Source organism: Lactobacillus sp., from assembly GCF_051873315.1.
Classification (GTDB): Bacteria; Bacillota; Bacilli; order Lactobacillales; family Lactobacillaceae; genus Lactobacillus.
In genome coordinates this window covers 1-14,810 of sequence record NZ_JBJEES010000017.1, presented here as the reverse complement: position 1 = coordinate 14,810, position 14,810 = coordinate 1, and the positions used below count along the sequence as shown (strand labels likewise).

Sequence of the window (14,810 nt, the reverse complement as noted above, 5' to 3'; positions counted from 1 at the left end):
ATGTGAACCAGCCGGTATCAAGCGCACATTCTTCCACATTTCTTATAGCACTCGCGTAACGCGAGCCTCTTTTCTTTGTTTCTAGTCTGTTGTCTGTTATCTGTTGTTTGTTGTGCTATTGCTGCTTGTTACTTCAGGTAAGCGTACTTGAAGCTGTAGTTTGCCCCGGCGCCGTTGTAGATCACGCCCTTAACGCTTGGCTTGACCATCCAGGCTTCGATTGGGTGGTAGAGTGGGGTAACCCCTTGTTCTTCCAGCAGAACTTGTTCAGCCTTGGCCAGGTCCTTGAAGCGGTCAGCATCTGAACCAGTCGTCTTAGAAGCAGCCACGTACTTGTCGTAAGTCTTGTTTGACCACTTGCCGTAGTTGTATGAAGCACCAGTAGTCTGCAGGTCAAGGAAGGAAATTGGGTCGGAGAAGTCGGCGTTCCAGCCAGTTGAAACAACGTCAAAGTTGCCGCTCATCATTCTGGTCAGCCGGGTCTTCTTCGGGATGCTTTGAACTTGCACGTCGATGCCCAGGTTGTTTTCCAGCTGGCTTTGGACGAATTCCGCTGCCTTCTTAGCCGTGTCGTCGTCGTCGCCAAGGAGGGTGAAGGAGATCTTCTTCTTGCCGGTTTCCTTCAAAGCTTGCTTGTAGAGCTTCTTGGCTTCAGTGACATTGTAAGTCGTTGCCTTTTCAGTAGCGGCGTTCTTGACCGTGTCAGTGTAGTCCTTGCCGTTAACAGTCGTCATGCCTTCTGGGTCAAAAGTCGTCGCCGGAGTAGCTGCCCCGCCCAGAGTTGAAGCCAGTTCCTTCCGGTTGATGGCCATGGAAATAGCCAAGCGGAGATTCTTGTTCTTGAATTCCGGGTGCTTCTTGGTGTTGTAGGACAGGTACTGGGTCGTGGACATCTTGCGCTGGGTGTAGCCGGTCTTGCCCTTCAAAGACTTGGTGGCTTGGGCATCCAGGAAGGCGGCGTCAAGCTTGCCACTTTGGTAAAGATTGTAGTCAGTTGAAGGAGTCTTCTGCACGCTGAACTTGACCGTGTCGAGTTTAACGCTCTTCTTGTCCCAGTACTTGTCGTTCTTGACCAGTTTCCAGGTCAGGTTGGACCCAGTCCAGCCGACTTGCTTGTATGGCCCGTTGTAGATCATGTACTTGGATGAGGTTGCGTACTTAGAGCCGGCCTTTTCAATGAACTTCTGGTTTTGCGGGAAGAAGAGCGGGAAGGCCATCAGCAATTTGAAGTAAGGAATCCGCTTTTCCAAAGTAACCGTCAGCTTGTACTTGCCGTCAGCCTTGATCCCCAAAGCAGTTGGCTTCTTCTTGCCAGCCGCGATCGCGTCAGCGTTCTTGATGCCGGAGAACAAATAGGCATATTCAGACGCGGTCTTCGGGTCGATGGTTCTGCGCCAGGAATAGACGAAGTCCTGGGCCGTAACCGGGTCCCCGTTGGACCACTTGGCGTTCTTCCTCAAAGTAAAGGTCCAGGTCTTCCCGTCAGCGCTGTTCTTGGTGGAAGTGGCCAGGGCGTTTTGCACCTTGGCATTCTTGCCCAAAAGGTAGAGCCCTTCTTCAACGTTGTTGATTTGTTCATAAGATGCTTGGTCGGTTGCCTTGGAGGCGTCCAAAGTCGCCATTTCCGCGGTGTTCATCCAAGTAAGGGTCTGCTTCTTGGCGCTGGTTTGTGAGCTGTTTGACCCGCAGGCGGCTAAGGTGGCCGCGCTGGCTAAGATTACGGCTGAGCTGGCTAAAAGTTTCTTGCTTCTCATGTTTTTTGCCTTCTTTTTCTTATAAAACTCATATATTACGACACAGCCAGATAGATGCAGCTAAACTACTGATCTAAGAGATATTACTAATTATAGCAAATAACTTAAAAAATACCAGATGGACTTTAATTTTTTTGTCATTATTTTTAGGAAACTCTTTTTATCCTTAAAAAAGCGCTTTGCCCAAGTAAAAAAAGCTATTCCAGACCGACTTTTTGCTATAATTAGGGTAAGATTGCAAGGAGGACAACATGGAAAAATTAACTACCATGGAGCTGGCTGACGAGTTGGCTGAAGCTCAAGACAAGATTCTTAACGGTGAAGCAAAGCTGGATACCGGCCGGGTTTACCAGGCCATCGATGATTTGGGCGTCTTGAACGATCCCATCAGCAATTACTTCGACCGGACCGAAGATGAATACTATGAAACTGAAAGTGACCACTACCTGGCCTTGACTAATCTGACCGGCAAGCTGGGCGACCTGCATGACCGCATCTTGACCAACCACGTGGATGGTTTCGTTGACAAGGACGAAATCAACCTGACCTACAACCACGAAAACGTTTATGTCGAAGGCAACTACGTGCCAAGAACCGACATGCACGTTTTGGTCTACGGACTCAAGGTCATCGGGGCGGTTGAAGCCATCGCCGCTGCCGACCTGCGCAACGTCTTGTCTAAGGATGCCGTGCTTTCCCTGGGCTTGGCGGCACACGCTTTAGCAGAAAATCTATAATTGAGAGCCGGGGGAGGCCCGGCTTTTTGTGATTTTAGGCTTTTTGGAAGGGTAGAAATGGACCTGTTTAAATACACAAAGGGAATTATTGACAAGGCAGTTGGGGCTTCCAAATTGCGCGCCGTGCAAAAGAATGGCGGCGAGCTCCTGGATCCCATGCAGAAGTATCTGACGGTAGGGGAGTACCATGTCGATGCTCGCGACGCAACGCCTGACGGCCGGCCGTTTACCTTGACGGTCTACCAAGATGACCAGGGCATCCTGCACCAGGCGCTCAGTCCGGAAAACACCGACAGCCTGGCTGCTGAATACGACCGGAAATTCGTGCCGGAACTGAATCGCTTCAAGGCTTTCCGCAGCCGGGAAACGGGCCGGCGCTATGTCGTGGAAGACTACTTGACCCGCTTTGTCTCCGACGTGAAAAAGGAAATCAGGGAAGGCGACGACTCCGTCAATATCGGGGTCATTACCGACACCCACTTCAAGAATGTCGACAGCCTGGACTTCTATGGCTGGAACGGCTTGATGCATGTCAGAGAGTTTTCCTACCTGGACCAGCTGGACATCCTGGACCTCAAATGCCACTTGGGCGACTGGATCGACGGTTCTGATGCCGGCCTCATCAGCGAAAGCGAGCTGATGAAGCTGCGGGACTCCTTTAAGTCCAGCCAGGTGCCTTACCTCATGATCAAGGGCAACCATGATGAAAACGACAAGTTTGACGAGCACCATGACTTAAAGGCCAGCTTCCCGGAGCGGGAGTTTGAGAAGATCATGTGGCCGGAGATGTACCGGCAGCGGGAATTGGGCTATGTTTCCCGCCAGCACGGGGTGGCCTGGTTTGACCAGGGCCATGTCCGGGTGATCAGTCTGAACACGTCAGACATTCCCTACATTTTGGATGAAAAAGGACAGAAAAAGTACGACGTCAAATTGACCCTGGGGGTACGGGAAGACCAAGTGCAGGAATTGATCGAAATCCTGCAGCAGTCAAGCGGCAAGCAGGTCATCCTGCTCAGCCACGCCAACCCGATCAACCGGAAGGGCGGCAATGCCTTGAAGTACAACGGACGGTCCCTGCATGAGCTCTTAGTGGCCTTCAACCAGAAGGAAAAGGGCCGGATGCACTCCAGCAAGGACGTGCCAGCGGAATTCCGCTTAAGCAATGACTTTGACTTCACCAAGGTCAAGGATGCCCGGATCATTGCCTACTTCTGCGGCCACCGGCATGTGGAAGACCAGTACCGGATCAACGGCATCCAGTATGTCCTGTTCAACTGCTCAGCCTTGATGGGCCCAAGCCATCAGCTGACGACCAAGTATAACAAGAACTTAAACCGGAAGATGGACCACCAGAATGAATTTGCGGGCTACATCGTCAACGTGGACCTTTTCCGGCGGCGGATCAAGGTCTTTGGCTATGGGGCCGCGACCAGACGGAGAATTTTTTTCATTTAAGTAAAGATTGACAAGGACTCTGTAAACATTAGAGCCCTTGTTTTATAATAAGAAGTTGACTTTATAGAAACTAACTAGAATTAAGGAAGAGAAAATATGTGCGGAATTGTCGCCTTTTACGATCCAGAAATCAATGACAAGCAGGCGGCCATCGGCAAGATGATGGCTACCATTGAACACCGGGGACCAAGCAGCGATGGGATGTACACCAACGACAAGGTGGCCCTGGGCTTCAGAAGACTGTCGATTATCGACCTGCGGGGCGGTAGTCAGCCAATCTACAACGAAGACCGCAGCCGGGCGATCATTTTCAACGGGGAAATCTACAACTTCAAGCCTTTGAGAGAAGAACTGATCAAGGCGGGCCACACCTTTACCACCAAGGCCGACACTGAAGTCATCCTGCACGGCTATGAAGAATGGGGGATGGACGGGATCCTCAAGCGGGTCCGGGGGATGTTCGCCTTCATCATCTGGGACGGCAACACCCAGACCATGTACGGGGCCCGGGACTTCTTCGGGATCAAGCCGATGTACTACCAGGACGTGGACGGCCACCTCTTGGTCGGCTCAGAACTGAAGAGCTTTTTGGCCTTCCCTCATTTTAAAAAGGAACTGAACACCGAAGCCGTCAAGCCATACCTGATGAACCAGTACAACGACCTCAAGGAGACCTTCTTCAAGGGCGTCTACCGCTTCCAGCCAGGTCACTGGTTTGAATACAAGGACGGCAAGATGAAGACCCACCAGTACTGGGATGCCGAATACAAGGACAACAACCTTTCCTTTGAAGAAACGGTCAAGAAGATCAACGAAGACTTGAAGGAAACGGTTGACCTTTACCGCAACGCCGACGTTAAGGTCGGGGCCTTCCTCAGCGAAGGGGTTGACTCCAGCTTCTTGACGGCCCTTTTGGACCCGGACGAAGTCTTCTCCATCGGCTTTGACGACAACACCTACGACGAAGCCTCCAAGGCCAAGGCCCTGGCGGACATCAACGGCTGGCACTTCTACGCCGACAAGGTCTACTCAGAAGAAGCCATGCGGGACTTCCCGGAAATGCAGTATCACATGGACGAACCAGACGCCAACCCGTCAATCATTCCTTTGTGGTACCTGTGCAAACTGGCCAGAAAGCACGTGACCGTTGCCCTGTCTGGGGAAGGGGCCGATGAACTTTTTGCCGGCTACGTAAACTACGGGATGCACACCCACAACAATGTCATCAAGGTCTTTACCGACAAGCTGAAGAAGCTGCCAAAGGGCAAGCGGGTCAAGCTGGCTCACAAGATCAAGAAGATGCCGAACTTCCCGGGCAAGGTGCACCTTTACACCAACCTGGCTGAACCAAGTGAATTCTACGTGGGCCAGTCAGTCATCTACGACATGGACTACCCGACCATCTTCACTTCCAAGGATGCTAACGCCGTCTTGCAGCCAAGCTACCGGAACAAATTGACGGTCAACGGCAACTACCAGGAAGACTTCAAGAAGGTCAAGGACCTGGACAATGTCAAGCAGATGCAGTACATTGACCTGCACCACTTCATGCTCAACGACATCGAGCAGAAGGCCGACAAGATTTCCATGGCCCACTCCCTGGAACTCCGGGTGCCTTACCTGGACGTGAAGATTGCCGAACTGGCCAACTCCATTCCAAGCAAGTACCTGGTCAACAAGTACGACACCAAGTATGCCCTGCGCAAGGCCTCAGAACAGGTTCTGCCGGATGAATGGGCCAAGCGGCCGAAGCTGGGCTTCCCGACGCCAATCAAGCAGTGGCTGCAGGAAGAGCGTTTCTACAAGCAGGTCAGAGACCTCTTCAGCGAAGATTTCGTCAATGATATTTTTGAACAAAAGAAGATCCTGGACCTGCTGGACGAGAACTACAATGGGGACGGTTCTCACCGCCGGCAGATCTGGGCAATTTACACCTTCCTGGTTTGGTACAAGCTCTTCTTCGTTGACTACGAGGGAACTGTGCGCAAGTACCAACACGTGCAGCCAGAAGTGGCCAGCCTGATTGCTCAAGGCAAGCTGCTCTAATCCAAAAAGAAGAGAGAGAGAATTTAATTACTAATGGCTAAATTTACACCAATTTTGCTGGGCAGCGACATCAACGTCTATGGGATGGCGCGGTCTTTTAACGAAGCTTACGGCATCAAGGTCCAGGCTTGGGCGGCAACGCAATTGGCGGCAACCCGCTACTCCAAGATCGTGGACGTTGAAGTGCACCCTGGTTTTTCCGAAGACCCGGGCTTCATGGAAGTCATGCAGGAAAAAATCAAGGAATACCAGAATCATGAAGAGCCAGTCATTCTGATTGCCTGTGGGGACGGCTACGCGGAACTGCTGGCTAAGCACAAGCAAGAGCTGGAAGGGACCTTCGTTGTTCCTTACATCGACTACCAGCTTTTGGAAAAGCTGATCTCCAAGGAAGGCTTCTACGAGGTCTGTGAAGAATACGGCCTGCCTTACCCGAAGACCAAGATCATCAAGCTGGCTGACTACCAGGACGGCTCATACGCCGACGTGCCTTTTGCCTTTCCGGTTGCCTTAAAGCCGGAAGACCCGGTTTCTTGGCTGGACGTCCAGTTTGAAGGTCGGAAGAAGGCTTTTGTCATCAAGGACCTGGATGAATTCAAGGACATCGTGGGCAAGATCTACACCAACGGCTACAAGGAAGACTTGATCCTGCAGGACTTCATCCCGGGCGATGACTCCAACATGCGGGTCTTGAACGCCTATGTGGACAAGCACCACCAGGTTAAGATGATGTGCCTGGGCCACCCGCTCTTGGAAGACCCGACTCCGCAGTCAATCGGGAATTACATGGCTATTTTGCCGGCCTATGATGAAAAGCTCTACGAGACCGTCCAGACCTTCCTAGAGAAGATCAACTATGTCGGCATGGCCAACTTCGACATCAAGTACGATGCCCGCGACGGCCAGTACAAGTTCTTTGAAATCAACCTCCGCCAGGGCCGGTCCAGCTTTTACGTGACCTTGAACGGTTACAACCTGGCCAAGTGGTACGTGGAAGACTACGCTGAAGACTCCTTGGCCGGCCAGGAGACCGTCTACGCTAACAAGCTGGAAAGCAGCCACATGCTTTGGCTGGGCGTGCCGGAGAAGATCTTCAAGGAGTACGCCGTTGACAACGAGGCCAAGCAGGCGGCCTTGAAATTGATCGATGCCGGCCAGGTAGGGACGACCGTCTTCTACGACCAGGACAGCTCCTTTAAGCGCTGGCTTTTGATGAAGTACATGTTCCACAACTACTACAAGCGCTTCAAGACCTACTTCCAGGTCAACAAGGGCCAGTACTTCGACAAATAAGAAATGATGTTACAAGAGTCTGGAGAAAAAGACTCTAACGAATAAAAATATTAGCTGTCCAGCAAGCAAAAAAGGTGAAGCTCGAAATATTACATCGAGTTTCACCTTTTTTATTTATCTAGAGCCTAGTTTTTCCCAGACTCATACCGCGATTGCTCTTTTCATTACCGATTATTCAATTTATCTTCCAACCAGACCAATTGATTTTCTTGCCGGCTGATCGCGCGAGTTAAAATCAAATAATGTCCATATTGTTGATCAATCTGTTCTTGGCTGCTGAATAATGCTTGCTGACGCTTGCGCAGATGATTAAGACTGTCGCTGACCAATTGAATCTGGTGGTCAAACAGTTTTTCTAGTCTCGGATCATTACAGTCATTGATGAAAAATATCTTTAAGGAAAATAGGTCTTTGGATACCGGCAACTTATCAACAGGTTCCATCAACCAACTATTAATAACTTCATAACCTTTAGCTGTTAAATGATAATGTATCTCTTTATCATTACCTTTCATTGAATAGCTTTCAATCCAATGATCTTGTTCCATGCGTTTTAGCTCTGGATAAACCTGACTATGTGATGATTGCCAGAATTCTCCAATGTCAAAGCGAAACTCATCCATAATCTGCTTTCCGGTACAGTCCTTATTAAGCAGAATCCCCATAATAACATAAGGGAGTATCCTTTTTTGCGGCATTTTGCAGCATCCTTTCCGATCTGATTCTGCAAAATATTATATAACAAGCTATTTAGCCAAGCGATGATAATTTTCATCAAAGAAGCTACCATTGCGGATATCGTCGGTCATACCGGCATAAGGAGCTTCGTTGATAACTTCATCATTATCTTGACCAGCATCGCCCATATAGGTAATTGTTGCAAATTCAGGAACCACCAATTTTGGATAAGTCTCATACTTTTCACGTGATTCATGCATTAAATCAATATGTTCATTTTGGAAGCAGACCGTAATCTCTGGATGTTCTTGTACCCATTTTGGAAAGAAGATCGTACCGTTAAGCTTATGTTCATTAGGAACGAAATCCAAGGCAACATCGGTTCCCGTTGGCTCGGTCCAAGCAACTTTATAAATGCCCTCAGTTAATTGATGAATATGCGCAGGCTGATCCTTAACCCAACGTCCAGCAACCATTCCGCCATGAATTCGATAATCGACCGTGTGATCATTCTTAGCGTACCACTCATATTCCCAGCCATTATCATACGTATAAATGAAATGCGTTCCTAAAAAGTCATCCAATGTTTTGAATTGCTTGTCCATGTGATTTAAATTTGCCATAATTATTTTCCACCTTTCATAAATGTTGTTATCGACATAAAACAGATTATCACTTTATGTCGTTATTGTCAAATATTGCCACTTAAAAAAGATTGCCCGCCAGTCTCAAAAAATTTGAGGATGAGGGTACTATACAAAAAAATAGTCTATACGGACTCACTGCGAAAGTCTCCCGCGGTGAGAGACTTTCGTTTGCTAATCGACTGTGTTGAAATATCTAAGACTCTGCTGGCTCAGTTGGCGAAACATAGAACAGTTGTATTCTGGAATTTCTTGATTTTCTCTAGACGTTTTTTTATCTTTTTGAAATTTTCGAAGGACTTTGGCAAAAGGACAAAAATATTTGTCCGAACAAAATATTCTTTTTTTAAAAATATACGGGCCCAAAGTCCCGTGGCAACTGAATTCTGCTCTGTCATTTAACACAAATGCGTCTTTGTATAGACCACAAGATCTGGTATTTTGTGCTATGCTTATCTCATAAACAAAACAAGATGTGGTGGTTATCCACACTTAATCCACAAGATAGTCTACTGCTTGTGGGTAACTCGCTTAACCGGCCCCAGGGGCTGGATGTAAAAAATGTAAAGTATTTTTGAGAGATAAGAGGTTGATTGTCATGTTAAAGCCAGCAGCAGAAGCCGTGAGCCTGGATTTTGCCAATGCGCCAAAGAAGTTCATCAAGCGCGACGGTGCCCCATTTAAATTTGAGCAGTTCAAGCTGGAAATGGTTCTGGACGAACTTGGCCTGGAAGACAGCGAAATCAAGGCTGCCGTTTTGAGCAAGGTTTACGCCAAGCTGGCCGCCTACACGGTTGATGCCGTACAGGTCCACGATGCTTTTAAAGCCAGCTTGAATGAGCTGGGCTACTTGAATGAAGCCAAGGAATACGAAGCCAAGCGGCAGGAAGACGAAGCTGAATGGCGGGCGGAAACTGACACCAAGCAGCGCCTGGCCAAGCTGGTCGACAAGGACCCAAGCATCGTCCACGAAAATGCCAACAAGGACTCTGACGTTTTTGCCACCCAGCGTGACCTGACTGCCGGGACTGTGGGCAAGACGGTTGGTTTGACCTTGATGCCTCAGCACATCGCCAAGGCCCACCTGCGCGGGGACATCCACTGGCACGACCTGGACTACACGCCCCTTTCACCAATGTCCAACTGCTGTCTGATCGACTTTGACTACATGCTCAACCACGGCTTCAAGATCGGCAATGCCTTCGTGGAAGTGCCGAACTCCATCCGGGTGGCCACCAGCCAGGTAGCTCAGATCATCACCAGCGTGGCTTCCAGCCAATACGGCGGCTGCTCCTTTGACCGCTGCGACGAAGTTCTGGCGCCTTTTGCCGAAAAGAACTACGAAAAGCACCTGGAAGAAGGGCGCGAATTTATCGACGACGAAGACAAGGTGCAGGCTTTTGCCAAGAAGCGGACCCAAAAGGACATCTACGACGCTATGCAGAGCCTGGAATACGAGATCAACACCATGTTCTCCAGCCAGGGGCAGACGCCTTTTACCACCTTGGGCTTCGGTCTGGGGACCAACTGGATTGAAAAGGAAATCCAAAAGGACATCCTGAAGGTCCGCATCGAAGGCCTGGGCCGGGAACACCGGACGGCCATCTTCCCGAAGCTGGTCTTCACTTTGAAGAAGGGGCTGAACCTGCACCCAGGCGACCCGAACTACGACGTTAAGGAATTGGCCCTGGAATGTGCTACCAAGCGGATGTACCCGGACGTTTTGAGCTATGACAAGATCATCGACATCACCGGCTCCTTCAAGGCCCCAATGGGCTGCCGGTCCTTCCTGCAGGGCTGGAAGGATGAAAATGGCCAGGAAGTCAACTCCGGGCGGATGAACCTGGGCGTGGTTACCTTGAACCTGCCAAGAATCGCCATGGAAAGCCAGGGCGACATGGACCGCTTCTGGGAAATCTTCAATGACCGCCTGGAACTGGGCCGGCAAGCCTGCGAATACAAGGCCAAGAAGGTTACTGAAGCTAAGCCGGTCAACGCTCCGACCCTGTACGAATACGGTGCCTTTGGCAAAGGTGTTGGCGATGACGGTGACGTCAACGACTTCTTCAAGAACGGCCGGGCCACGGTTTCCCTGGGCTACATCGGCCTTTACGAAGTCGGCACGGTCTTCTACGGGCCAAACTGGGAAAAGAACCCGGAAGCCAAGGCCTTCACTTTGGAAGTGGTCAAGAAGCTGCACGATGCCTGCGCCAAGTGGGAAAAGGAAGACCCGAACCACTACCACTACAGCGTCTACTCCACGCCAAGCGAAAGTCTGACTGACCGCTTCTGCCGCCTGGACACGGAAAAGTTCGGCAAGGTCAAGGACATCACGGACAAGGAATACTACACCAACTCCTTCCACTACGATGTCCGCAAGCACCCGACCCCATTTGAAAAGCTGGACTTTGAAAAGGACTACCCATACTACGCTGCTGGTGGCTTCATCCACTACTGCGAATACCCGAACCTGAAGCAAAACCCGGCCGCCCTGGAAGCTGTCTGGGACTGGGCCTACGACAGAGTCGGCTACCTGGGTACCAACACGCCAATCGACAAGTGCTACGAATGCGGCTTTGCCGGCGAGTTCAAGTCAACCGCCAAGGGCTTTGAATGCCCGCAATGCGGCAACCACAACCCGGAAACCTGTGACTGCGTCAAGCGGACCTGCGGCTACCTGGGCAATCCTTTGAAGCGGCCAATGGTTCACGGCCGGCACGAAGAAATCGCCCACCGGGCCAAGCACATGAGCTTGGGCATGGTCAGCGAGGAAGCCAGCCTGGAAAAGCAGAAGAACAGCCAATACTAAACGAAAAGAATTATACTAATAGGCAGGAATCTTTCCTGCCTATTTTTTATCGAGAGCAAAGGAGAAGCAGATGCCAGAGAAAGACAAGAATCAGCAAGAAGGCCCTGACGTCCGGGACAACCTGATCCGGATCAGCGTCGGCGGGGAAACGGTCTTTGTGGACGCCAACCAGTACAAGGCTAAAAATGCCGGCCAGACGGCCAAGCCCCGGAAGATGAAGCGCCAGCCCAAGAATCCCAAGCCGGGCGAATGGATCTCAGAAGACTACAGCAAGCACAAGATTGCTGACTACAAGCCCTTCAACTTCGTTGACGGGGAAGGGGTCCGCTGCTCCTTGTACGTGTCCGGCTGCCTCTTTGACTGCCCGGGCTGCTACAACCTGGCCGCCCAGAACTTCAACTACGGCCGGCCTTACACCCAGGAATTGGAAGATCAGATCATTGCAGACATCGGCCAGTCCTATGTCCAAGGGCTGACCTTGCTTGGCGGGGAACCCTTTTTGAACACCTGGGTCTGCAACCGGATCATTGACCGGGTCCGGGCTGAATACGGCCACAGCAAGGACATCTGGTCCTGGTCCGGCTATACCTGGGAGGAACTCTTAAAGGAGACGCCGGACAAGGTGGAAATGCTCAAGAAGCTGGACATCCTGGTCGACGGCCGCTTCATGGACAACTTGAAGGACCTGACCCTGCAGTTCAGAGGGTCCAGCAACCAGCGGATCATCGACGTGCAGAAGTCCCTCAAGACCCCGGACCTGCACCCGGTCATCTGGGACAAGCTGCAGAGATAGTTTTTTAGCGAGGAAAAAATGGACGAAGAAAAACGCGCTTTGGTTAACCAGGTTATCGGCCAGCTGCAGACCGTCATCGATCCGGAGCTCCTGGTCAATGTGGTCGACCTGGGCCTTATCTACGGAGTCGACATCGATGATGAGGGCAACTGCCTGGTGACCATGACCTTGACGACGGCCGGCTGCCCCTTAAACGACTACCTCAACCGGGAAATCCGCCAGGCCGTAGGCCAGCTGGACGCCATCAAGCAGGTGGACATCAAGCTGGTCTGGTACCCGGTCTGGACCCCGGACCGCTTAAGCGAGCAAGCGAAAAAGCAGCTGGGCATCAAGGAAGAGCCGGCTCCGGCGGCTAAGGAGATCAACCTCCACCAGCCGATCAAGACTTTCGCTGACCAGTATCCGGAATTTATTGAGGACATGGCTGAGATTGGCTTCAACCGGATCAAGATTCCAGGCATGCTGGACACGGTGGGCCGGCTGATGACCCTGCCAATGGGTTGCCGGGCCATGGGCTTTGACTTGGAAGAGGTCAAGGAGAAGCTGCGCTTGAAGGGATACGAGGTGACTGAGTAATGACCATGTCTTTAAAAGAGCGGCAGGAGAAGCTGCTGGAGATCTTGCGCCTTTTGCAGGAAAAAGGGGACTTTGACCAGGCCAAGGCTATGTTCAATGAAGCTTTTTCCTCAGTCTCGGTCAAGGAAATCACGGAAGCTGAGCGGGCCTTGATCGCCGGCGGCCTCAACCCCCAGGAAATCCAGAACTTGTGCACGGTTCACGCGGAAGTCTTCCGGGGGTCGATCGGCGAGCAGGAAGTGGGGGATGCCTTTGCCCGGCCCGGCCACCCGGTCCAGACCTTGAAGCAGGAGAATGTCGTTTTGACCTCTTTGGTCAACGATGCCCTTTTGCCGGATCTGGCCAAGTATGAAGAGAAGGAAGAGCCGGAACTTTTGGCAAAAATCAAGCAGGAGCTGGCTGACCTGGCCCAAGTGGACAAGCACTACACCAGAAAAGAAATCTCCATGTTTCCCTTGATGACCAAGTACGGCATTACCGCCCCGCCCCAGGTCATGTGGGGGGTAGACGACGACATCCGGGGCTGGATCAAGGAGGCCCGGCAGGCGGCGGAAGCAGGTGATCCAAAATTTTTGGCCAAAAAGGTCAAACAGGCGGCTAAGGAAGTCACCGAAATGATCTTTAAGGAAGAGGCAATCATGCTGCCGCTCTTGACAGAAGTGGCGACGCCGGCCGATTGGCTCAGAGTCAAGGAAGACGAGGTCCGGGTAGGCTACTGCCTAATCCCTGATCCGCCAGCCTGGCGGCCGTCGGCTGCTGAACTTGCTGAGAAAAAGGAAGCTGACCCGGCAGCGATCGCCAAATGGAACGACCAGATCGGGGCTTTTGCCGGCCAGCTGGGCGGCAATGAAGCCGAAAACTACCAAAAGATGGTTGAGGTCAGCCGGCCGGAAGAAAAAGACCGGCCGGCCTTGACTGACTCTTTCATTGAGTTCGCGGAAGGCGGCCTCAGCTATGAGCAGCTTTCTGCCGTCCTGGATCTTTTGCCCCTGGACCTGGTCTTTGTGGACAAGGACGATGTCATCCGCTACTTTGGCGGCAGCTGCGGCTTTTATCCCCACTCTAAAAATGACCTGGGGATGAACCTTTTTAGCATTCACATGCCAAAAAGCGTGCCTAAGGTCAAGGCCATCGTGGACGACCTCAGAAGCGGGAGAAAAGACAAGCATGCCTTCTGGTTTGAAGTCCGGGGCCGCTTTGTCTACATCCAATACTTGGCGGTCAGAAATAAGGCCGGGGAGTATCTGGGCGTTTTGGAAGTCCTGCAGGATATTACCGACCTGCGCGCCTTGCAAGGAAAGAAGAAAGAGTTGTAGAATTGTAATAAAGAGAGAAGCCATGACTTGCTGAGTCGTGGTTTTCTTATTGCCTGGAGAATTTTTACTGTTATTTTTTGCTGAATGTAGGGAGGTAATGGAAAAATGAAAACTAAACACGGACAGAGCCAGTTGCCGGAAATCGCGCTGCCCTGGCTGGTCGTGGCCGAACTGGCTACTTGGATCGGGGCCAGCTTCATTTGGCCACTGACTTCCGTTTACTTGAACAAGCGGCTGGGGATCAGCCTGTCGGTAATCGGGATCGTCCTCTTCTGCAACTGCGCGGCCAACATGTTGGGGTCAACCATCAGCGGCCGGCTCTTTGACCGCCTTAACCCTTATCCTTTGATCACGGGCGGGATGCTGCTGGATGCTTTGGTTCTTTTAGCCATGGCCTTCTTCCACGGCTGGCCGATCTACTGGTTCTGGCTGATCTGTACGGGCTTTTTAGGGGGCTGGAACGGGGCCCTGGTCAATTCCATCGCCACCAGCCTGCGCAAGTATCCTGGCCGCTATGTCTTCAACATTCTTTACTTCTCCCAGAACCTTGGGGTGGTTATCGGGACCTTGATCGTCGGCTACCTCTATGACTATTCAATTGAGCTGCTCTTTATCATTGCCAGCTGCCTGTTCCTGATCGGGGCCTTGGTTTCCTTTTTCAAGTTCAAGCCAATCGTGGCCTACCATGCTCGCCGGCTGGAACAAA

The 14,810-nt window shown here is 51.3% G+C and carries 12 protein-coding genes; 9 read left to right on the top strand and 3 right to left on the bottom strand.

Annotated features, from left to right (window positions below; translation table 11 throughout):
- Window positions 1-128: 128 nt before the first annotated feature.
- Window positions 129-1,754 (bottom strand): peptide ABC transporter substrate-binding protein, encoded by a 1,626-nt coding sequence (locus tag ACI32D_RS00830; RefSeq protein ID WP_439774782.1) that lies wholly within the window; start codon window positions 1,752-1,754, stop codon window positions 129-131.
- Between the two features lie 251 nt (window positions 1,755-2,005).
- On the opposite strand from ACI32D_RS00830, the gene ACI32D_RS00825 reads away from it, so the two are divergent.
- From ACI32D_RS00825 to ACI32D_RS00810, 4 genes are all read left to right on the top strand, one after another.
- Window positions 2,006-2,491, top strand: a complete 486-nt coding sequence (locus ACI32D_RS00825; protein ID WP_416721351.1) for a hypothetical protein — start codon at window positions 2,006-2,008, stop codon at window positions 2,489-2,491.
- Window positions 2,492-2,548: 57 nt separating this feature from the next.
- Window positions 2,549-3,949 carry a metallophosphoesterase family protein gene (locus ACI32D_RS00820; RefSeq protein WP_439774781.1) on the top strand — a complete coding sequence of 467 codons (1,401 nt, stop codon included), beginning with the start codon at window positions 2,549-2,551 and terminating at the stop codon, window positions 3,947-3,949.
- Between the two features lie 96 nt (window positions 3,950-4,045).
- Window positions 4,046-5,995 (top strand): asparagine synthase (glutamine-hydrolyzing), encoded by a 1,950-nt coding sequence (asnB, locus tag ACI32D_RS00815; protein ID WP_439774780.1) that lies wholly within the window; start codon window positions 4,046-4,048, stop codon window positions 5,993-5,995.
- A 33-nt stretch (window positions 5,996-6,028) separates the two neighbouring features.
- Window positions 6,029-7,288, top strand: a complete 1,260-nt coding sequence (locus ACI32D_RS00810; RefSeq protein ID WP_439774779.1) for a carboxylate--amine ligase — start codon at window positions 6,029-6,031, stop codon at window positions 7,286-7,288.
- Between the two features lie 164 nt (window positions 7,289-7,452).
- On the opposite strand, the gene ACI32D_RS00805 is transcribed toward ACI32D_RS00810, so the two are convergent.
- Together ACI32D_RS00805 and ACI32D_RS00800 are read right to left on the bottom strand one after the other, a co-directional pair.
- A complete protein-coding gene (locus ACI32D_RS00805; RefSeq protein WP_439774778.1) occupies window positions 7,453-7,986 on the bottom strand; it encodes a PadR family transcriptional regulator in 534 nt (177 codons plus the stop codon).
- 48 nt (window positions 7,987-8,034) lie between these two features.
- Window positions 8,035-8,571, bottom strand: coding sequence for a phenolic acid decarboxylase (locus tag ACI32D_RS00800; protein WP_274606154.1), 537 nt, complete (start codon window positions 8,569-8,571; stop codon window positions 8,035-8,037).
- A gap of 637 nt (window positions 8,572-9,208) precedes the next feature.
- Between ACI32D_RS00800 and nrdD the strand changes: the two genes are divergently transcribed.
- The 5 genes from nrdD to ACI32D_RS00775 all read left to right on the top strand — a co-directional run.
- Window positions 9,209-11,419, top strand: a complete 2,211-nt coding sequence (nrdD, locus tag ACI32D_RS00795) for an anaerobic ribonucleoside-triphosphate reductase (protein ID WP_439774777.1) — start codon at window positions 9,209-9,211, stop codon at window positions 11,417-11,419.
- 70 nt (window positions 11,420-11,489) lie between these two features.
- Window positions 11,490-12,212 carry an anaerobic ribonucleoside-triphosphate reductase activating protein gene (gene nrdG / locus ACI32D_RS00790; RefSeq protein WP_003614463.1) on the top strand — a complete coding sequence of 241 codons (723 nt, stop codon included), beginning with the start codon at window positions 11,490-11,492 and terminating at the stop codon, window positions 12,210-12,212.
- A gap of 18 nt (window positions 12,213-12,230) precedes the next feature.
- The gene (locus ACI32D_RS00785; RefSeq protein ID WP_439774776.1) at window positions 12,231-12,788 is read left to right on the top strand and encodes an iron-sulfur cluster assembly protein; all 558 of its coding nucleotides are present in this window, start codon (window positions 12,231-12,233) and stop codon (window positions 12,786-12,788) included.
- Window positions 12,788-14,104 (top strand): DUF438 domain-containing protein, encoded by a 1,317-nt coding sequence (locus ACI32D_RS00780; protein ID WP_439774775.1) that lies wholly within the window; start codon window positions 12,788-12,790, stop codon window positions 14,102-14,104. The genes ACI32D_RS00785 and ACI32D_RS00780 overlap by 1 nt, the downstream gene beginning before the upstream one ends.
- A 105-nt stretch (window positions 14,105-14,209) precedes the next feature.
- On the top strand, window positions 14,210-14,810 hold a 601-nt coding region (locus ACI32D_RS00775), incomplete at its 3' end, for an MFS transporter (RefSeq protein WP_439774774.1).

Excerpts from the sequence above, each read along its gene's own strand:
- ACI32D_RS00830 (WP_439774782.1), bottom strand. The coding sequence starts at position 1,754 with ATGAGAAGCAAGAAACTTTTAGCCAGCTCAGCCGTAATCTTAGCCAGC.
- ACI32D_RS00825 (WP_416721351.1), top strand. The coding sequence starts at position 2,006 with ATGGAAAAATTAACTACCATGGAGCTGGCTGACGAGTTGGCTGAAGCT.
- ACI32D_RS00820 (WP_439774781.1), top strand. The coding sequence starts at position 2,549 with ATGGACCTGTTTAAATACACAAAGGGAATTATTGACAAGGCAGTTGGG.
- asnB (WP_439774780.1), top strand. The coding sequence starts at position 4,046 with ATGTGCGGAATTGTCGCCTTTTACGATCCAGAAATCAATGACAAGCAG.
- ACI32D_RS00810 (WP_439774779.1), top strand. The coding sequence starts at position 6,029 with ATGGCTAAATTTACACCAATTTTGCTGGGCAGCGACATCAACGTCTAT.
- ACI32D_RS00805 (WP_439774778.1), bottom strand. The coding sequence starts at position 7,986 with ATGCCGCAAAAAAGGATACTCCCTTATGTTATTATGGGGATTCTGCTT.
- ACI32D_RS00800 (WP_274606154.1), bottom strand. The coding sequence starts at position 8,571 with ATGGACAAGCAATTCAAAACATTGGATGACTTTTTAGGAACGCATTTC.
- nrdD (WP_439774777.1), top strand. The coding sequence starts at position 9,209 with ATGTTAAAGCCAGCAGCAGAAGCCGTGAGCCTGGATTTTGCCAATGCG.
- nrdG (WP_003614463.1), top strand. The coding sequence starts at position 11,490 with ATGCCAGAGAAAGACAAGAATCAGCAAGAAGGCCCTGACGTCCGGGAC.
- ACI32D_RS00785 (WP_439774776.1), top strand. The coding sequence starts at position 12,231 with ATGGACGAAGAAAAACGCGCTTTGGTTAACCAGGTTATCGGCCAGCTG.
- ACI32D_RS00780 (WP_439774775.1), top strand. The coding sequence starts at position 12,788 with ATGACCATGTCTTTAAAAGAGCGGCAGGAGAAGCTGCTGGAGATCTTG.